This is a genomic window from Geomonas azotofigens (assembly GCF_018919395.1).
GTDB classification, from domain to species: domain Bacteria; phylum Desulfobacterota; class Desulfuromonadia; order Geobacterales; family Geobacteraceae; genus Geomonas; species Geomonas azotofigens.
This window is the reverse complement of record NZ_JAHLME010000004.1, coordinates 157,914-177,809: the sequence shown is the minus strand read 5'-3', so window position 1 is coordinate 177,809 and position 19,896 is coordinate 157,914. Positions and strand designations below refer to the sequence as shown.

15 protein-coding genes and 1 riboswitch are annotated in these 19,896 nt (G+C 64.1%); of the genes, 10 read left to right on the top strand and 5 right to left on the bottom strand.

Features of this window, described 5'->3' with window-relative positions; translation table 11 throughout:
- Window positions 1-132: 132 nt before the first annotated feature.
- The 9 genes from KOL99_RS14905 to KOL99_RS14870 all read left to right on the top strand — a co-directional run bounded on the left by KOL99_RS14905 (window position 133) and on the right by KOL99_RS14870 (window position 11,253).
- Entirely contained in the window at window positions 133-690 is a 558-nt protein-coding gene (locus tag KOL99_RS14905; RefSeq protein ID WP_216511269.1) for a hypoxanthine-guanine phosphoribosyltransferase, read from the top strand.
- Window positions 687-1,997, top strand: a complete 1,311-nt coding sequence (locus KOL99_RS14900) for an NCS2 family permease (protein ID WP_216511268.1) — start codon at window positions 687-689, stop codon at window positions 1,995-1,997. Before KOL99_RS14905 ends, KOL99_RS14900 begins: the two co-directional genes overlap by 4 nt.
- A 446-nt stretch (window positions 1,998-2,443) precedes the next feature.
- Window positions 2,444-4,432, top strand: a complete 1,989-nt coding sequence (locus KOL99_RS14895; protein ID WP_216511267.1) for a methyl-accepting chemotaxis protein — start codon at window positions 2,444-2,446, stop codon at window positions 4,430-4,432.
- A 291-nt stretch (window positions 4,433-4,723) separates the two neighbouring features.
- On the top strand, window positions 4,724-5,194 hold the full coding sequence (locus tag KOL99_RS14890) for a DUF3015 family protein (RefSeq protein WP_216511266.1): 471 nt from the start codon (window positions 4,724-4,726) through the stop codon (window positions 5,192-5,194).
- Window positions 5,195-5,292: 98 nt separating this feature from the next.
- Window positions 5,293-7,194: an Lnb N-terminal periplasmic domain-containing protein gene (locus KOL99_RS14885; RefSeq protein ID WP_236026265.1), complete on the top strand. Its 1,902-nt coding sequence runs from the start codon at window positions 5,293-5,295 to the stop codon at window positions 7,192-7,194.
- Between the two features lie 118 nt (window positions 7,195-7,312).
- Window positions 7,313-7,389, top strand: a riboswitch (cyclic di-GMP riboswitch).
- 153 nt (window positions 7,390-7,542) lie between these two features.
- Window positions 7,543-7,674 (top strand): hypothetical protein, encoded by a 132-nt coding sequence (locus KOL99_RS21840; protein WP_268898943.1) that lies wholly within the window; start codon window positions 7,543-7,545, stop codon window positions 7,672-7,674.
- Window positions 7,668-9,266, top strand: a complete 1,599-nt coding sequence (locus KOL99_RS14880) for a hybrid sensor histidine kinase/response regulator (protein WP_216511265.1) — start codon at window positions 7,668-7,670, stop codon at window positions 9,264-9,266. The genes KOL99_RS21840 and KOL99_RS14880 overlap by 7 nt, the downstream gene beginning before the upstream one ends.
- 30 nt (window positions 9,267-9,296) lie before the next feature.
- Complete coding sequence (locus tag KOL99_RS14875; RefSeq protein WP_328760677.1) at window positions 9,297-9,659, top strand: ChaN family lipoprotein; 363 nt, start codon at window positions 9,297-9,299, stop codon at window positions 9,657-9,659.
- Window positions 9,660-10,230: 571 nt separating this feature from the next.
- Window positions 10,231-11,253, top strand: a complete 1,023-nt coding sequence (locus tag KOL99_RS14870) for a hypothetical protein (protein ID WP_216511264.1) — start codon at window positions 10,231-10,233, stop codon at window positions 11,251-11,253.
- Between the two features lie 64 nt (window positions 11,254-11,317).
- On the opposite strand, the gene KOL99_RS14865 is transcribed toward KOL99_RS14870, so the two are convergent.
- The 3 genes from KOL99_RS14865 to KOL99_RS14855 all read right to left on the bottom strand — a co-directional run bounded on the left by KOL99_RS14865 (window position 11,318) and on the right by KOL99_RS14855 (window position 15,177).
- Entirely contained in the window at window positions 11,318-11,926 is a 609-nt protein-coding gene (locus KOL99_RS14865) for a DUF922 domain-containing protein (RefSeq protein ID WP_216511263.1), read from the bottom strand.
- 80 nt (window positions 11,927-12,006) lie between these two features.
- Entirely contained in the window at window positions 12,007-13,308 is a 1,302-nt protein-coding gene (locus tag KOL99_RS14860) for an MFS transporter (protein ID WP_216511262.1), read from the bottom strand.
- Window positions 13,309-13,422: 114 nt separating this feature from the next.
- Complete coding sequence (locus tag KOL99_RS14855; protein WP_236026262.1) at window positions 13,423-15,177, bottom strand: flavocytochrome c; 1,755 nt, start codon at window positions 15,175-15,177, stop codon at window positions 13,423-13,425.
- Window positions 15,178-15,677: 500 nt separating this feature from the next.
- Here KOL99_RS14855 and KOL99_RS14850 point away from each other — a divergent pair, with 500 nt between their 5' ends.
- Window positions 15,678-16,052, top strand: coding sequence for a cupin domain-containing protein (locus KOL99_RS14850; RefSeq protein ID WP_216511260.1), 375 nt, complete (start codon window positions 15,678-15,680; stop codon window positions 16,050-16,052).
- 75 nt (window positions 16,053-16,127) lie between these two features.
- On the opposite strand, the gene KOL99_RS14845 is transcribed toward KOL99_RS14850, so the two are convergent.
- Both KOL99_RS14845 and KOL99_RS14840 read right to left on the bottom strand, forming a co-directional pair.
- Complete coding sequence (locus tag KOL99_RS14845) at window positions 16,128-16,865, bottom strand: sulfite exporter TauE/SafE family protein (RefSeq protein ID WP_216511259.1); 738 nt, start codon at window positions 16,863-16,865, stop codon at window positions 16,128-16,130.
- 63 nt (window positions 16,866-16,928) lie between these two features.
- Window positions 16,929-19,664 (bottom strand): PAS domain S-box protein, encoded by a 2,736-nt coding sequence (locus KOL99_RS14840; protein WP_216511258.1) that lies wholly within the window; start codon window positions 19,662-19,664, stop codon window positions 16,929-16,931.
- Window positions 19,665-19,896 lie beyond the last annotated feature (232 nt).

Genomic DNA, 19,896 nt, shown 5'->3' with positions numbered 1-19,896 from the left:
TCGAGCCCACGCGGCGCCCCCTCCCAACCCGTATACGGGCAGGCCCAGCTAATGAAAGCACAATTACTTGTTTTCACAGCACAAATCTGATATGGTTCGGCGGCTTTAAACAAATGTTCCGAAGGAGCGGAAATGGTACTCAAAGACATGGAGGACATTCGCCAGAAGGCGGATTGTCTGAGGTCGGAGCAGGAAGTCGAGGAGGCGCTGTCACGCATGGCGCGGGAAATCGCGGAGCGCCTGGCGGGGAGCGACCCGGTCGCGTTCTGCATCATGAACGGCGGGCTGTTCGTGACCGGCAAACTGGTGGATAAGCTCCCCTTTGCCCTCGAGCTGGATTACCTCCATGCCACCCGTTACGGCGCGGAGATGTTCGGTGGCAACCTGCTTTGGAAGGTGAAGCCGGAACGCTCCTTGAAGGGGCGCACGGTGCTCTTGATCGACGACATCCTCGACGAAGGGGTGACGCTCGCCGAGATCACCAAGTACTGCCGGGAGGAGGGGGCCGCCGAGGTCTACACCGCCGTCCTCGTGGACAAGATCCACGACAGGAAGGCCCCCGGCGCCAAGGCCGACTTCGTCGGGCTCGAGGTTGAAGACCGCTTCCTGTTCGGGTGCGGCATGGACATAGCGGGATACTGGCGCAATCTGCCCGCACTCTACGCAATGAAGGAGCAAAACGAGCAATGACCTCCCGTATAGCCACGTTCTTCCAGTTCCAACGCTACGGCACCAGCATGAAGCGCGAGATCATCGGCGGTCTCACCACCTTCCTCACCATGGCGTACATCATCATCGTCAATCCGGCCATCCTCGAGAACGCCGGCATCCCGCGCGGCCCCTCCACCACCGCGACCATCATCGCCGCCGTTTTCGGCACCGTGCTGATGGCCTTTTTCGCCAACCGCCCCTTCGCCATCGCCCCCTACATGAGCGAGAATGCCTTCATCGCCTTCGTCGTGGTCAAGGTCATGGGTTTTTCCTGGCAGACCGCGCTGGCCGCCGTCTTCTTCGCCGGCGTCATCTTCACCCTGCTCACCCTGTTCAAGGTCCGGAGCTGGCTCGCCGAGTCCATCCCGCTGTCGCTCAAATGCGCCTTCGCCACCGGCATCGGCCTGTTCCTCACCTTCATCGGCCTCAACGAAACCGGGATCGTCGTGCTGGGGGTTCCCGGCGCGCCGGTGAAACTTGGTGACCTGTCCCAGCCCTCCGTGCTCCTGGCCGTCTTCGGCCTCCTCTTCACCGTGGTGCTCATCTCCCGCAAGGTGCTCGGCTCCATGATGATCGGCATCGTGGTCACCACCATCGCCTCCATCATCCTCAAGGTGACCCCGCTGCCGCAATCCTTCGTGAGCATGCCGCCGGACATCACCCCGATCCTGTTCAAGCTCGACTTCGCCGGCGCGCTCAACCCGAGCTTCTTCCCGATCATCCTGACCATCTTCATCATGGCGTTCCTTGATACCGTCGGCACCCTGCTCGGTCTCTCCATGCGCGCCGACCTCCTGGATGAGAACGGCAACCTCCCCGAGATCGAGAAGCCGATGCTGGCCGACGCCCTTGCCACCGTCGCCGCCCCGCTGCTCGGCACCACCACCACCGGCGCTTACATCGAGTCCGCGGCAGGCATCGAGGAAGGTGGCCGCACCGGCTTCACCGCCCTGGTCACCGCGCTGTTCTTCCTGCTGGCGCTCTTCTTCGCGCCGCTGTTCACCATCGTCCCGGCGCACGCCTACGGCATCGCCCTGATCGTGATCGGCTCCTACATGATCAGCCCGCTGGCGAAGATCGACTTCGACGACTTCACCGAGCTGATCCCCGCGTTCCTGACCGTGGTGCTGATGATCTTTACCTACAACATCGGCGTGGGGATGACCGCCGGCTTCATCGCCTATCCGCTCATGAAGGGCGCCACCGGCCGTATCAAGGAGATGAAAGGCGGCATGTGGGTCCTCGCCCTGCTCTCGCTCTCCTACTTCCTGTTCGGCGCCAAGTAAGCCCGCCGTCCACCGTCTCATCAAGCCGCTGCCCCCTGACCGGGAGCAGCGGCTTTTTTTGTAGCCCCGCCGCAACCGCAACCGCAACCGCAGTCCAACTCGGCCCTCCCCTGCCCCCCCCTGCCCTCCCCTGCCCCCCTACTGCCGCCAACCGCCAACCGCCAACCGCCTGCCATCTGCCGTCTGGGCCATCTCCAGCTCCCACGACTCCCACGACTCCCACGACTCCCACGACTCCCATCATTCCCACGACTCCCGTCATTCCCATCATTCCCATCGCCGTAGCCGCTCCCGGACAAATTCCGCTAAAGTCCCACGCCCGCCCCGTCGATAGGTTGAAAACGAAAATCAAACGCAGGCAGACATGCCGCCCCCCAATGCGCCGCCAGTCGCGCCCTGGCGCGGGAATAGAGGCTGGAGAACCCCTCGCGAAGGAAGGAATGACCATGTTTCAGAATCTGAAAATCCGCACCAAGCTGTTGCTGATGATCGCCGTCCCGGTGCTCGGGATGGTGGTGTTCTCGGTGTACAACGCGAAGAAGGACTATGCCGCCCTGCAGGGGCTGGTCAAGACCCAGAAGCTGACCGCCCTCGCGGTCCAGGTAGGGGAACTGTCGCACCAGATCCAGAAGGAGAGAGGCTACACCTCCGGCTACCTCAACGCCAGGGGTGGCAAATTCAAGGAGGAACTCGCCGGCCAGCGCACCAAGGTGGACCAGGAGATCGAGGTGGTGGCAGGTTTCCTGGAGAAGAACCAGGGGTCGGTGACGGTGGTGCAGACGAGCCTTGACGCGGCGGCAGGCGCCATCGCGAGGCTGAAGGAGACCCGCGCCGGGATTGACACCCTCCAGGTCACCGGGACCCAGGCCTACACCTTCTACACCGGCCTGATCAACTCGTACATGGACGTGGTGGCCGCCGTCGCCACCACCAGCGGAAAGCGCGAGGTGATGCGCCAGGCCACCGCCTACTACAGCTTCGTGAAGGCCAAGGAGGAGACCGGGAAGGAGCGGGCGGCCTTGAACGCGGTGCTCGCGGCGGATGTCCTCGACCAGGAGAAACTGCAGCGGACCATGACCATCCTGGCTGCCCAGCAGGACTACCTCGACCTGTTCCGCAAATTCGCCTCCCCACAGGCGGTCGCGGCCTACGAGGAGAAAGCGAAAGCCCCGGTATTCGGCAAGGTCGAGGAGATCAGGGGCGCCGTACTCTCCAAGGGGCTCTCCGGCCACTTCGGCATCCCTGCCGAAAGCTGGTTCCCGGTGATCACCGAGAAGATCGACATCATGAAACAGGTCGAGGATGTGCTTACCAAGGAGATCCTGGCGACCGCCGGCGGGCTGGCCCACGACGCGCGGCTCACCCTGGTTCTAAGCCTGGTCTTCGCCGGCGTCGCGAGCCTCGGCACCTGCCTTCTCGGCGTCTTCATCTCTTTGGGGATCACCCGCCCGCTCAACCGCATGCTCGGCATGCTCAAGGACATCGCCGAGGGGGAGGGAGACCTGACCAGGCGGCTCGAGGTCGGGCGCAGGGACGAACTGGGCGAGGTGAGCACCTGGTTCAACCGCTTCATCGACAACGTGCACGGCATCGTCTCACAACTTTCCCGAAACACCGGCCAGCTTTCCGTCTCGTGCCAGCAGTTGAGCGCGACCGCGGTGCAGATCGCGACCGCCGCCGAGGAGGTGGCCGCGCAGTCGGGGACGGTGGCGACGGCCAGCGAGGAGATGAGTGCCACCTCCAACGACATCTCGAGCAACTGCTCCCAGGCGGCGGAATCCTCCAACCGTGCTAGCGACACCGCCCGCGGCGGCGCGCAGGTGGTGCAGCAGACCCTGGTCGGCATGCAGAAGATCGCGGAGCGTGTGAAAGAATCCGCGCAGACCGTGCAGGACCTGGGGACCCGCTCCGATGAGATCGGCGCCATCGTCGGGACCATCGAGGACATCGCCGACCAGACCAACCTCCTCGCACTGAACGCGGCCATAGAGGCGGCCCGGGCCGGAGACCAGGGGCGGGGCTTCGCGGTGGTGGCTGACGAGGTCCGCGCGCTGGCGGAGAGGACCACGCGGGCGACCAAGGATATCGGCGCCATGATCAAGGCGATCCAGAGCGACACCAGTGGCGCCGTGGGGAGCATGAGGCTCGGCGTGCAGGAGGTCGAATCGGGGATGGAAAGCTCGCGTCGCTCGGGCGAAGCGCTCGATGACATCATGAACGCCATCAGCGAGCTCACCTCGCAGATCCACCAGATCGCCACCGCGGCCGAACAACAGACGGCGGTCACCGGCGAGATCACGGCCAACATCGGCACCATCACCGACGTGGTATCGGAGACGGCGGGGGGCGCCCACGAGACCGCCAAGGCGGCTACTCACATGTCGGCCCTCGCCACTGAACTGCAACAGATCGTGGGGCGCTTCAAACTGGCATAGTCGACCACCGCTCCCAAGATCCGCCCCATCGCACCGGCAGCCCGGCTTCAGAAACCGAAACTCCAGCAGGATCTGGGTCACGCCCACCAGTAAAAATAGACCCGCCAGCCTCCCCTTTCACAGGGGAGGCTGGCTTTCGCGCGCGCTGTTGGCAGCGCCCATCCGGAAGAAAGTATTGCCGAAGATTCGGGAACTTTGAGCCGCCAGTTCCATCTTTTTCAGCGTTACGGTTGACAGTGACGAAGGCCATCTTATACTTAGGTGAAAATTTCCTTAAAAAGGAGAACAACCATGAAAAAGCTGCTGATGGCATTCGCACTCACTCTCTTGATTACCGGTTCCGCCTATGCCGCTGGCCAGGCCCACACCAACACGGGTTGCGGTCTCGGCACCATGCTGTGGCAGAACAAAGCCGACGGCTCGATCTTGTTCGAGATCCTGCAATCCACCACCAACGGCACCTCCGGCACCCAGACCTTCGGCATCACCTCAGGCACCTCCGAGTGCCAGCAACCCGGCAAGGTCGTACAGAACGAGAAGCTGAACCAGTTCGTACGCGCCAACATCGACAACCTGGCCAAGGACATCGCCATGGGTAAGGGCGAGACCCTCGACACCTTCGTCGAGATGATGGGCGTCCCCGCCATCCAGAGCGACGCCTATAAGGCGAAACTGCAGGCCAACTTCAACAAGATCTTCACCTCCGACAAGATCGTGATGGCCGAGGTCATCGACAACGTCGTCACCGTAACCAACAACTGATTTTTCCCGGGAAGTGTGTTACAAGGGTGCACAGCGAAAACTGTGCACCCTTTTTAATGTCCGGAGCACCCCTCCGCCAACCTGTGATGAGCACTGGAATGAACATGTCCCTGCTGCGCCGCGCCTTCTGCATCCTGCTGCTGTTCACCCTCCCCTGCCTCCCGGCCGCCGCCGCGGACCTGGCCTACCGCGACCAGCTCATCAAGGAGGCTGAAAGTCTGCGCCTCTGGGAGCGGCGCCCCTGGCAGATCCTGCTGCACTACAAGAGGACGCTCACCGGCGGCACCATAAGCCGCATCTCCGATCCCAACTTCTTCCTCTCCCCCACCGGCAGGACCGATCCGGCTGCCGAGCTTGCCGCGACGCTCGCGTCATTCTTCCGCCCCGAGGCGCCGGACGGGGAACACCCCATCTGCCGCTTCCCGGCGCGCCTGGCCTGGCTCAGCGAGGAACTCGCCATCGACCCGGCCCGGCTCACGGTGGCCGTCTGCTCGGAACAGCAGGAGCAGCTCAGGACCGTCGACGCCCGCTCGGCGGTGCTCGTGTTCCCGGTCGGGCACATCAACAGCCCCGCCTCCATGTTCGGCCACACCCTGATCAGGATCGACGGCCCCAGCAAGAGCAACCTCATCTCCTACGCGGTGAACTACGCGGCCGACGCCTACGACGCCAACGGTGTGCTCTACGCCTTCAAGGGGCTCACCGGTCTGTACAAGGGGTACTACTCCCTGATGCCGTACTACCAGAAGGTGAAGGAGTACAGCGACCTGGAGCATCGGGACATGTGGGAGTACCGCCTGAAGCTCTCCAGGGAGGAGGTGGACCGGTTGCTGCTGCACGCCCTGGAACTGCAGCGGATCGCCTCCGACTACTACTTCCTGGACGAGAACTGCTCCTATAACCTGCTGTTCCTGATCGAGGCGGCGCGCCCCACGCTGCACCTCTCCGACCAGACCGGCCTGCTGGTGCACCCAACCAACACCATCGAGATCGCGCAGCGAAGCGGCATCCTCGAGGAGGCGGTCTACCGTCCGTCCCAGGGCGCGCGCATCGTCAAGATCGCTTCCCTGCTTGACGACGAACGGCAGCAGATGGCCCTGGAACTGGCCCAGGGGAAGCGCGCCCCCGGGAGCGTCGGCACCGCATCCGCGACGGAACAGCAGAAGCGGGAGGTGCTGGACCTCGCCGCGGAGCTCGTGCAGTTGCGGCTGGCCCGCAAGGAACTCGAGCAGGACGCCTACTCCAAGCTCTACCTGAAGATCCTCGCCGAGCGGAGCGCCCTCGGCACGGGGAGCGAACCCGACTACGCCGTCACGCCGCCCGCCCCACCCGACGCCGGGCACCACACCTCCATGGCCGGTCTGGGAGGAGGGGTGCGTCGCGAGGTGTGGTACGCCGCCCTGCACCTGCAGCCCGAATTCCACAGCCTGCTCGATCCGGACCATGGCTACCTCAAGGGCGCCCAGATCAAGTTCTTCGACACGCTGGTTGACTATGTTCCGGAAACCGGGCGCCCCAGGCTGCGCGACCTGCACCTCCTTGACATCGTCTCCACGGCCCCGCGCGACCGTTTCTTCAAACCCTTCTCCTGGAAGGTCGCCGCCGGCTGGGACACCGAGGTCATGCGGGACGGCAGGGACTCCCTGGTCTTCCGGCTCAACAGCGGCGGCGGCATGGCCCGCAGGTCTCCCCTCGGGGGAATCCTGTACGGGTTCGCCGAAGTGGCGGTGGATGGCGGCAAGCACCTGCGCGGGACGGTCGCCGCGGCCCCGGGCGTGAGCCTGGGGGCGCTGGAACAGGTTCGGGATTGGTGGAAGGTGCACCTGGAAGGTTCCGCCTTTTTCTACGTCGTCGGGGACGACCGCACCTCTCTCAAAGCGACAGTGGCACAAAACTTCCGATTGGCACAGCAGCAAAGCCTGACGCTCAGCCTGAGCCTCGCCGATGTCTCAGGGCACACTTTTTCTGAAGAAAGCCTGCTTTGGAACTTTTATTTCTGACAAAACTTGTCTTTTAGTGATTCACCTCACAAGCAAGGACCGAACAAGTGCCGTCATTTCATTGACTTAACATGGGTCAAAGAGGATAATGACCTAAAACTTAATACATCAACAAGATACACGATAATACTCAACCATCCGCGAGGATGGGGCGGAAAGCCTATTGGGTCTCTCCGAGACAGCCGGGTTGCCGAAATATCATTCGATATTCAGCACCCGGCTTTTTTGCGTCCGGCGCGAATACCGCAATGCACCCCGGAGGAGAGAAAGATCATGCATCGCTTGATTTCGGGGTTGGTCACGGCCTCCCCCCCACTCGCAGGCTGGCGCCACATCACGGGAGCCCCCATGAAACCAGAGATCGCCTGCGACAGCCTGAGGATACCGCTGGAACCCGGCATGCACCTGCAGCGCGGCGCGCGGGAAGGTTGGCCGCTCCCGGAACGATATAGTAGCACCTTGGGGGTGACGGCATGCTAGTCGACGGCGATCTAACCAAACAGTTTCTGTACGAAGCGCTCAGCCGCGGCAAGAGGGAATGGGAACTCACCTTCGACGCCGTCCCCGACCTCATTTTCATCACCGACACCCAGCACACCATCACCCGCGCCAACCGCGCCATGGCGGACCGCCTCGGCATGCGCCCGTCTGAACTCCCCGGGCGCAAATGCTACGACCTTTTCCACGAGATCGGCCAGGCCCCGGACACCTGCCCCTTCCTGAAACTGCTGCAGGAAGGCGAGGCGCCCAACGTGGAGATGGAGGAACAGCACCTGGGCGGGTTCTTCGAGATCTCGGTTTCCCCCCTGTACAACGAGCTCGGCGAGATCACCGCCTGCGTCCACGTGGCCCGGGACGTCACTGAGCGGAAGAAGGCGGAGGAATACCGGCTCGCGCTCGAACAGCAGCTCCAGCAGACCCAGAGACTGGAGAGCCTGGGGGTCCTTTCCGGCGGCATCGCACACGACTTCAACAACATCCTGACCATCATCCTCGGCCACTGCGCCATGGCCCGCACCGCCTCCTCCGACCAGGTGAAGCAGCACCTCGAGCAGATCGAGCTGGCAGGAAACCGCGCGGCCGACCTGTGCCGACAGATGCTCAACTACGCCGGCAAAAGCCCCCTGGTGCAGACGGAGATAGACCTGAGCGTCCAGGTGCGCGAGGTGGTGAGCATGCTCCAGCCCGCCTTCAAGAAGAAGGTCTCCTTCCGGTACCTGATCGAGCCCGACATTCCCCTGATCAAGGGGGACCAGGGACAGGTGCAGCAGATCATCATGAACCTCGTGGTCAACGCGGTGGAGGCGATCGGCGACCGGAAAGGAACCGTCGGCATCGCCCTCTCGGAGCACCCCATAGGCGCTGATGAGGCGGACCGCGACGTCTTCGGCAACCAGATCCCCCCTGGATCCTACGTCTGTCTGGAGGTCAACGACGACGGCTGCGGCATGAGCGACGAGACGCGGCAGCGGCTCTTCGAACCCTTCTTCACCACCAAGTTCACCGGGCGCGGCCTGGGGATGTCCGCCACCATGGGCATCATCAAGGGGCACAGCGGGGCCCTGCAGCTCGCGAGCGCCCCCGGCGCAGGATCCACCTTCAAGATCTTCTTTCCCACCTGCCCCGCCACGGACCTGCCGCGCGGCGCGGTGAGCGATGCAAAGCCGCCGCGGCCGTCCCTGGAACCTTTGCAGGGGACCATCCTGCTCGTTGACGACGAGCCGGAACTGCGCCAGCTCGGCACCGTCCTCCTAAACGGGCTGGGATTGAGGGTGATGACGGCCCGCAACGGCCGCGAAGCCCTGGACGTCTACCGCCAGCACTCCCAGGAGATCGACCTGGTCCTGATGGACCTCACCATGCCCGAGATGGATGGCGTCGAGGCCTACCAGGAACTGCGCAGGGAGACCACCTCGCTTCCCATCCTCTTCTGCAGCGGCTACGGCAAGAAAGAGGTCTCACCCTTCATCGACAGCGACCCCCGTGCGGCCTTCCTGGCGAAACCGTACCACCCCGGGCTCATGCGCGAGTCGCTGGCAAGACTGTTGAGCCGCTCCGGCGTCGACAGCTAGCGCTAGCACGCATTCTCCCTCTCCCCCCTCCTGCGCCATCCTCCTCCCGCCCCCCCTGCGGAAATATCTCCGCCCGGACTGGCTCCATCTGCCCCACCTGCTAGAATTAGCACCTGCCAACATTCCATCGCGACCGGACGCGCCGAGCACTGCGAGGCCCAGACCGTCCGCAACAGCGGCATGGCCGTCGCCATCACCCGCTACCTCGACAAAGAGCCGCGGCGCAAGCTGGTCGTTCTGACCGGCGTCTGGCACGCGGTCAAGTACGGGATTCCGGACCAGCTGCGCCGCCTGGGGACCCGGCTGGAGTGGACCGTGATCCTCCCCGAGACCCCCTATCTCAACAGTGGCAATTCCGGCGCGAGCGAGGCGGACTACCTGGTCGAGCTTTGATGCTCATCCAGCGCCTTCAGGGCCTGCCGGTGCAACTCGCCCGCGCCGGCGCCCCGGCCGACAGATCCGCCGTCCTCACAGTCAGTTGCGTGACCGCATGCGGGCCGAGGGGCGCGGTAGCCCGGTTCCATTTCTTCGCATTCCTGCGCGCCTCCCCTCCCAGATAGCCGACCGGCCACTCCTCCGGCAGGGACCGCGAGCGCGCCCCCTGAGTTGGGTCGCCCCACCCTGTCCACCCTGTCCACCCTGTCCACCCTGTCCACCCTGTCCACCCTGTCCTCATGAGCCTCTCACGCCGCTGGGCAGCGCCTCTTTTTGGGCACATTGTCAAGGTGTTGAAAATATGCGACAAGGGTTGCATTCGTAAAAACAGACACGATTTCAGCACGTTGCAACCCCAGCCGCCACGGCTCAAAATTGACTTTTTTTAATGTTATGTGCTAAGTTGGGTTCAGTAGCAGCAAGTCGGTATACAACCCAAAGTGACACCGTAAGGACCCAGCCGAGGCCCCTGCTGCAAGTGACGCAGGCGGTGTCTCCCGGACTGGAGACCGGGAACGGAGGTCGGACTATGAGAACAGCGAGAAGGTTGGTATTCACCGTCGTCGCCATGCTCGGCATGATGGGAATGACCACGGGCATGGGCTATGCGGCAGACACAGGCACACACACCGCCAAGACCCACAAGATGACCCACAAGTCGGGGACGCACAAAGCCGGGTCTACCCACAAAGCGAAAATGTCGCACCGGGGCGGGACGGTATCCGGTTCCTCGGGCGGCGGTAGAGTGGAAAGCTTCAGCAGCACCGCACTCCCCAGCGGCGTGGGTGCCAGGACCACGGTGCGGCAGGATTTCACCGTGGAACGGTTGGGACCTGAATCCGGTGGCAGCATGGGCACCGGCGCGGGCGGCGCTGTAGGTGGCAGCACCGGCGGGACCTACGACCAGAGAGGTACCGGCACCTACAACCAGGGTAGCGGCGGCAGTTACTATGGCACCGGCGCCGGCAGCGGCATGGGTGGCACTCTGGATAGAGGCACCGGCGGTACCTACTACAACCAGGGCACCAGGGGCACTGGCGGCACCACCGACCGGGGCGCCGGCGGCACACTAAACCCGGGCGCAGGTAACACCTACTTCGAACAGGGGACCCCGGGGAGGGGCAACACCCTTGACCGCGGCCCGAGCGGCACGCTGAACCAGGGTACCGGCGGTAGCTACTACAACCAGGGCACCGGCGGCACCATGGACCGTGGTACCGGCGGCACCTTGCACCAGGGGACCGGCGGCAGCTACTATGACCAGGGCACCAGGGGTAGCGGCGGCACCATGGACCGGGGCACCGGCGGCACCCTGAACCAGGGGACCGGCGGCAGCTACTACGGACCCGGAACCGGTACGGGAACAATGGGTACCGGGACGACCGGTACCGGCACCATGGGTACGGGAAACATGGGCACCGGCACAACCGGCACGGGCTCCATGGGAACCGGTAACATGGGCACCGGCACCGGCGGAACCACCGGCACCGGTACTGGCGGCGCCGGCGGTTCGATGGGCACCGGCACCGGGACCGGCGGAACCGGCAGGTAGTGGAAATTAAAAGGGAAGCAAGGCAGGAGGAAAAGGGGTTACGGGCGGGGCCTGTAGCCCCTTTTTATTGCGACCCGGCCAGCAGGACGGCGCCCTGGGTTTCGCCGTGCCGGGTGTCATGATCATACTCGACCTGGATCTCTTTCAACTTCTTGAATTTCTCCTCGGTGCGCTTGATGATCTCGGCGGCCAATTCCTCCTCGCTGCCGAAACTCGGGAGGGTGCCGAACATCTCGTTCACCTCGGAGGCGGCCTTCACGGCCAGGTCCTTGTGACCGAACTCATGACTTTGCAGGCGGGTCACGTAGTTGCTCCAGGCACCGACCAGGTCGGGGGCGCAGGTGGCGAGGTTCAAACGGGGCATGTTGTAGAGGATGTCCACGCGGGTCGCGGCGGACTTGACCGAGTAACGGCCGTTTTGGCAGGCGACTTCGTACTTGTAGTGGATGTCCCAGTTGGTCATGGCGGAGTACACTTTGCCGTCGTTCCACTTAGTTCCATTGTGCCTGATCTCTTGTACCAGGTCGTCCACTGTTTTGCCGCTTATGTCATAAAAACGGTAGCCTTCTCTCACCTTCAGTTCACAAGAAGCCGTATCCGAAGCAAACAAAGCGGTGGCGGAGGTCAGAAAGAGCAGGGCGGCTCCTGCGCAGGCAATCAAGCGGTGCGACATGCAGTTATGGGCTCCCGGAGCTGGAATGGCGAACGTGGAGTAACCATACCGCACACGGCATCACCCAGGCGTGACCCAGGTCACAAAGTGCGCGGAATCGCCACTTTACCAGTACCAGCGCCTTCATCACCAACAGCGTCGCGCCCCCACAGGGAACCGACCCGCACCGGTATGCCCCGCGGGACTCGCCCCGCCGTGCCCTGCAGCAACAAGAGGCCGGTGATGCAGAGCATGGAGCCGAGGCCGACCGCCGAGGAGGCGCCGACAGTCGTGGCGGCCCCGCCCACGACGGCGCTCCCCACCGGGGCCATCCCCAGCAGTGACAAGGTGTACACCCCCATCACGCGCCCCCGCAACCGGTCCGGGCAGGCCTGCTGCAGCGCCCGGTTCACCCGGGTCAGAAAGAGCACCACAGCTCCCCCGGCAACGAACAGGGCCAAAAGCGCCATCGGATAATGGGGCGACCGCGAGAACCACAGTAGGGCCAGGGCGAACAACATGCCGGCGCCGGTGCCATCGGAAGGGGACCGGGGCGCCTTCTCGCCGCAGGCGAGCCAGAGCGCCGCGAGCAGCGAACCGCCGCCAAGGCAGGCGGACATGAGGCCGAGTCCACGCGCGCCCGAGTGGAAGCCGTCCGCGAAGACCGGCAGCAGCGGCACGAAGGGGATGGCAAAAAGGCTCACCAGGAGCACGGAGAGGAGGAGGTGCCGGACCTCCCCCCGGGCCGCGACGAAGAGGAGCCCTTCGTGCAGCTCCGCCGCAGGGAGCGCCTGGCGCCGTAGCGGCTCCTGCAGCCGGTACGGGAGGCGCACCCGGAGCAGGGCGAGGACGGCGGCCAGATAGCTGAGGGCGTTGATGAAAAAGCAGGGGGCGGGGCCAAAGGCGGCCATGATACAGCCCGCGGCGGCCGGTCCGACCAGGCGGGTGGCGTTGAAGGCAACGGCGTTGGCCGCCAGCGCCTGGCTCAGGCTGGTGCGCGGCACCAGCTCGGCCAGCAGCGCCTGGCGCGCCGGCATCTCGAGGGCGTTCAGCCCGCCCTGGCAAAAAGCGAGGAACATGATGGCCGGAGCGGTCACCTCGCCGCGCAGGGCCAGGATGGCCAGGAACAGGGTCGGGATCAGGGAGCCCCCCTGGGTGATCATGAGGAGGGCGCGCTTGTCGAAGCGGTCGGCGGCCACCCCTGCCGGCACGCTCAACAGCAGCACCGGCAGGGAGAGCATGATGGCGACCAGGGCCAGTTGCGCCGGTGACCTGGTCAGCGACCAGACCAGCCATCCCTGGGCCACCGACTGCATCACGCTCCCAAGCCAGGAGAGACCCTGTCCCATGAAAAAGACGCGGTAATTGCCGTCGCGCAACAATGTGAAGCTGGTGTTATACATACCCGCCTCGTGCTCAAAAGCCCGTTGGAGTTGACACGATGCCCCAGGGGCAAACAAGGAGGAGACGCCGTCCGGCGTCTCCTCCTTGTGATCCGAATGGCTTCGGCGCACCGGCTACCGTGTCCCCTTGGCGAGCTTGGCCGCGTTCTCGCCGGCAATCCGGCCGAAGGTGATGGTCTGCGAGATGGAGTTACCGCCCAACCGGTTCTTGCCATGGACGCCGCCGGTACCCTCGCCCGCCGCGAACAGCCCGTCGATGGTTTTGCCGTCCTTAGCCAGCACCTCGCTGGCGGTGGTGATCTTCAGGCCGCCCATGGTGTAGTGCACGCCCGGCTTCACCTCGATAGCGTAGTAGTTGGCGGTGCGCAGGGCGCGCGGCAGGTCGGGACGCTTGAACTCGGCGTCGTTCTTCTCATCGACCCCCTTGTTGTAGGAGGCGACCGTCGCCTCCAGGGTATCGGCCGGGACCTTGATCGCGGCGGCGAGATCCTTGAGGGTGGCCCCCTGCTGCACCAGGTTCAGGTGGAAGTAGCCGTCGATCTGCTTGAGGCTCGTGCGGACGCCGTCGTCGAAGACGAGGTAGGCCGACTGCCCCTTCTGGGCCAGGATCGCGGCGGAAGCCTTGTCGCGGGTGGTGAGCTCGTTCACGAAGCGCTTCCCTTCGTGGTTCACCAGGATGGCGCCGTTGCCGCGCACGGCCTCGGTGATGAGGGTACGGCTCCCAGCGGCAACGGTGGGGTGGATCTGGATCTCTTTCATGTCCTTGAGATCCGCGCCCACGGCGGTGCCGAGGTCGATGCCGTCACCGGTGGCGCCGGGCTGGTTGGAGGTGGTCATTCCCTTGTACTCGGGGCGATAGTAGGCGACCCGCTCCGGGTTGGCCGAGAAGCCGCCGGCCGCGATGATCACCGCCTTGGCGTTGATGGTGTACTCGCCGCTGTGCTTGCCCAGCACGCGGACGCCGGTCACGCGCCCCTTCTTGTCCTCGAGGATCTTCACCACCTTGCTGTTGACGCGGATGTCGATGTTGCGCTGGGCCGCGTTTCTGCGCAGCACCTCGGTGATGTGGGCACCGACCGCGGCGCCCCCCTTGGGACGGTGGGTCCTGTTGACGCTGGCGCCCCCCATGCGGCCGACGTCGCTCAGGTCGGCGCCGAGGCCGGTGAGCCAGGCGACCGAGCCGGCGGAGTTCCTGGCGAGAATCATCGCCAGGGCGGGGTCATTCAGGTTGCCGCCGCCGGTCATGGTGTCCTTGTACATGAGATCGACCGAGTCGGCGATCCCCTTCTCCTTCTGGAAGGAGGTCTCGGCCGCGTTCATCCCGCCGGCGGCGAGCATGCTGTTGCCGCCGGTTATCGGTTGCTTCTCGATGATGACCACCGTGGCGCCGGCGTCGTGCGCGGTGATGGCCGCGGTAAAGCCGGCAGCACCGGCGCCGATGACCACGACGTCCGCTTTCTCGGCGCGCTTCTTGGCCTTGGCAACCGGAGTCGCCTTGGTCGGGGTGGCGCCCCCGCCGGCGATCTTCATGTCGAAGGGATGGCAGCTCAGGCAGTAGGCCCAGGACGCGGTGTGGCCGTGGTGACAGGCGGTACAGTTGATGTCGCCCAGGTGCGACTTGTGGGGGTTAACCTCCTCCTGCGACTTCTTCCCCATCTCTGCCAGCGTGCCGTGACAGCCAACGCAGTTTTTGTTGACGCCCTGCTCGCTGTCGTCGACGCTGATCTTCTTGCCGCTGCCGTGGCAGTCGGCGCAGGTGGCCTTCCCTTGGTGCAGCTTCGCCAGCGGCTCCGAGCCGCCTGCCCACAGGACCGTGGCGGACACCAGTACCAGCAGCGCCGCCAACACAACGCCTATCCTCGAACTCATCATCTTTCTCCTTTCTTTTTGTCTCGGGTGGAACCCGTTTTCGCTCCCGGAATGGCCACAACGAAGGCATCATGAAGCCCTCCCGCGACCTCTTCCCATGAGCACGAGTGATGCCAATACCGGTGCAACAGGCCAAGGTGCCGAATTAATGATAACTTTAGCCGCAGGGCGTTGCATGACAACAACAATGAACGATAACCGCAGGTTATCGGGCGACCATCGCTCATTAAGAAAATGGCCGTCGTTTCAAAGACTTACCATCGACCATAACCCCAGGTTATCGATATAACCTGCGGCTATACCCCTTGTCATGACGAGGGGTTAGCGAGGAGCGCGGCTGTTTTGGCAGCAAGGACTTCGAAAAGCATCAAGGTCGAGGGGGGGGCACGGCTGTGCCCCTAAGATTGGCAAAAGGGGGAGGTACAGTCGGCAAGGCGTCATTGACCGCCGGATAAAATAGGACTTACAATAAGTTGGAGGCAGCCTACAAGGAGGCAGCTATGAAAGTCATATCGGGCGACAAAGCAGAGGTAAAAAGCTTCACCACCCCCTCGGAAGTGAGGGAATTTCCCGACGGCAAGGTCGAGGTCATCATGATCGGCGGAGCTCTGGTGGGCAGAGCCACCTTCCTTCCCGGCTGGCGCTGGTCTACATCAGTGCAGCCGCTGGTGCACACGAAGAGCTGCGAAGCACCGCACTTCCAGTACCACGTCTCCGGCAAGCTGCATGTGGTGATGGATGACGGCAGCGAGTTCGATTGCGGCCCGGGCGACGTCTCCCTTCTGCCGGTCGGGCACGATGCCTGGGTGGTCGGAGACGAACCGGCCGTGGTGGTCGACTTCCAGGGGATGATCGATTACGCCAAGGCGACCTGAGCGGCACGGAGGGGGAGCGGCGGCTCCATCTCCATGCTGACGGTCCAGGTGGGATAACCAGCCAGCCGCCGTCATCTACAACCCGAGCGCCAGTTTCAGCCCCAGGACCCCGCCGAGCAGCACGAACAGGGCGCGGACCCAGTCGTGCCCCTTGTGCCGCCCGATCCTCGAGCCGAGGTAAGCGCCGGCCACCGAGCCGACCGTGGAAGGGATCATGAGCCGGGCATCGGCCAGTCCGGCCGTGGCATAGACGGCGACGGCGAAACAGTTCCAGAAGAAGGCGACCAGGTAGTAGCACCCCAGCGAGACCACCAGGGTCTGGCCGCGCCCCTTGGCGAGGAGCAGCGAGGTGAAGAGCCCGTTGCCGGAACCGAAAAAGGATTCGTAGACGCCCAGGGGAAAGGCGAGCAACGCCGTGACCGTTCGCGACAGCGCGGGCTCGCTCTCGTTACGCCCCAGGGAAGGGTTCAACGCCACCACGACCACCAGCGACAGGATGATGGCTCCGATGACCCGTTGCAGCAGGCGGGGATCGACGCCCCGCACGATCACGGTTCCGGCATAGGCGCCGGCGAGACCGCACAGGATCATCGCCCGCATCAGCACCCAGTCGATGCGGTGCCCCTTGAGGTAGTTACGCGCGGCGATGAGGGTCCAGCCGGCGCCGTTCAACTGGTTGGAGGCGATGGCCACCGGCAGCGGGAACCCGAGCGCGAGCCAGACCGGCGTGGTGAGCATGGCGGAGCCCGCGCCGCTCATGGAACTGAGCAGCGAGGCGAAAAAAGCGACCGGCAGTACTATCAGGAAGTGCATCCAGAGCCCCCCACATCCCACGTCCGCGATTACAGCCCGGATCACGACGGATCCGGTGCCCCGTCATGCCTGCTCCAGTACCTCGCGCAGCTTCGCGGCCAGAACCGGCAGCGAAAAGGGTTTGTGGATGAAGGAGAGCCCCTCGTCGATGACCCCATGGTGGGCGATGATGTCGGCGGTGTAACCGGACATGAACAGGCACTTCAGGCGCGGGCGCCCGACGATCAGTTCGCTCGCCAACTCCCGGCCGTTCATCTCGGGCATCACCACGTCCGTCATGAGCAGGTCGATGGAGACGTCCGGGTCGGCCGCCCTGCGTATCGCCTCGCTCGGGGAACCCGCCGTCAGCACCGCGTACCCCAGGCGCTCCAGGAGCAGGGACGTCATGCGCAGTATGCCCGCTTCATCCTCCACCAGCAGGATCGTTTCCCGGCCGTGCGGCAGGTCCCGTTCTTCTTCGGGCGTCGCGGGCTCCAAGGCGCCGGCATATCTGGGGATATGGATGGTGAAGGTGGCCCCCCGTCCCGGCTGGCTGACGACGTTCACGAAGCCCTTGTTCTGGGTGACGATGCCGTAGATGGTGGCCAGGCCGAGTCCTGTTCCGGCGCCGACCCCCTTGGTGGTGAAGAAGGGCTCGAAGATGTGCCCCAGGGTCTCGCTGTCCATCCCCTGGCCGTCGTCGCTCACCGAGATCCAGACGTACTCTCCATTGACCGCCTCCGGGCGCTGGGCGCGGTAGGCGTCATCGACGTTGACGATGCCGGTCTTGATGGTGATGTTGCCGACGTGGGCGATGGCGTCGCGGGCGTTGACGCAGAGGTTGGCCATGATCTGGTCGATCTGGGACGGATCCATCCGGACCGGCCAGATCCTGCTCCCCGGCTGCCAGCACAGGTGTATCTCCTCGCCGATAAGCCGCTGCAGCATCTTCAGCATTCCTGCGATGGTCTCGTTCAGGTCCAACACCTGTGGCTTGATCGCCTGCTTGCGGGCGAAGGCGAGCAGTTGGCGGGTCAGGTCGGCTGACCGCTCCGCGGCCTTGCTGATCTCCTGCAGATGGACCTGGATCGGCTCCCCGGGCGCGGTGTCCATCAGCGCGAGGCCGGCATGCCCGATGATGACGCCGAGCATGTTGTTGAAATCATGCGCCACGCCCCCCGCCAAGCGCCCTATCGACTCCATCCGCTGCGCCTGTTGCAGCTGGTGTTCCAGGGTGACCCGCTCCTCCTCGGACCACTTGCGCATCAGCGCCGCGCCTACGTACGCCGCGATCCCTTCCAGGTGCTGCAGCGACTCCGGGGTGAAGCGGTCCTTGTGATAATCGTTGCACTGGATAAGCCCGACGATCCTGTCCTTGTAGCGGATGGGGACCAGCGCGATGGAGGCGAACTGCCGGTGCATGCAGACGTTGCGCGGGTTGTGGCGCGGGTCCTGGCCGGGGGGGAGTTCCAGAAGCTGGAACGAGTCGTTGGTCCAGAAGCTTCCTCCCGGGGTGGTGTTGGGATGCCCCTGGGGAACCCGGCCCGAGATGACCATGCCGCAGGTGCATTCCAGGCGCACGTTGCCGTCCTGGTCCCTGCACAGTGCGCCGTCGGGGAGGCGATCCACCAGCGACCGCTCCGTCTCCAGCATCCCCGGTGGAAATCCCGCCTCCGACCAGTACGGGTAATCCTCCCCCTCCTGCAGCCGGATACCGACGGCGGCGAAATGCAGCTTCGCCTTGAGCAGGTCGATGACCCGGTCCACCGCCCCCTTCAGGTCGCCCGGTTCGTTCAGCACCTGGAGCACCTCCCGGCTCACCTCCCGGCGCGTCTCCGCCTGCTTGCGTTCCGTGATATCCTGGTCCATCCCGCGGTAACCCAGAAAATTGCCCTGCGCGTCGAAGAACGGGACGCCGCTGGTCTCCAGCACGACCAGGCGACCGTCCTTGTGCCGGTTGACGTTCTCCAGCCTGTGAAAGGACTCCCGCCGAGAGCTGACCCCGGCGAAGATGGCGCCGATGCGGGCGGCCTCCTCGTCCGGCATCAGGTCGAAAGGGGTCTTGCCGATCACCTCCGACGGTGCATAGCCAAGGAGCTCCCGCACCTGGGGGCTGGCGAAGGTGTAGCGGGCATCGGCGTCGACCTCCCAGATCCAGTTGTGCGACGACTCGATCAGGTTGAGGTGACGGACCTCCTTTTCCTGCAGCCCCCGCTGGGTTCGCTCGAAGTAGATGAGGATCATCCCGATGGCGATACTGGTGGCGAGGACGCTGCCGATGAGAAAGCCCCAGGGGGCGAACCACTCGATGGGGCGCAGCAGCGGGTAGTCTGCCTGGTGGATTCCCCAAGCGATGAAGAGCCACCCCACCACGCGGCTTGCGGTCTCACCCGGCTCCACCTGTTTCAGCACTTCCATGCCGATGCGGATGTAGGTGAAGGCGAGGAAGGCGAAGATCGGGATGATGGCGTACATCGCCGGCAGCCCCGCCCAGAGCACGCCCGTGCTCCAGAGCGCCAGGGTGGCGCCGGTGACGGCGAACGCGTGCGCGGGGGGGCGGCCGATGAAATTCCTGGTGCCGGCCAGAAGCATGACGGCGCTGGCGATGATAAAGAGGTGGTTGATTTGCTTAAAGACGAGGCTCGCGGGCCAGAGCACGGAGAGGATGAGGAACAGGTACCTGCAGACATGGACCCCCCAGGCGAGGGCCCATAGTTTCATGAAGCGCTGCTTGTAACGGGAGTAAAGGTAGACATTAACCAGCGCCAGTATCGTCACCGAACTGGCAGTCGCTATAGCGGCAATGATTATCCAAGGCATACTCTACCTCTAAGCAGAACTTTCAATCATCCAAGTCCACGTTTCTCTTTCCTAATGACAGCCGGAATACGATTCTAGCTGACTAGATATAGATTGCCACCCATTTTATTCAGGTTATGCCTGTTTCAGTCTGTGTGTATCCTCACGAGTCGGCAGCACAGGCGCCGAGGCAGCGTGCGCTTTGTCATAAACGTGCTAAGTTATAGTAAGTGAAACGACAAGACTGGTAATC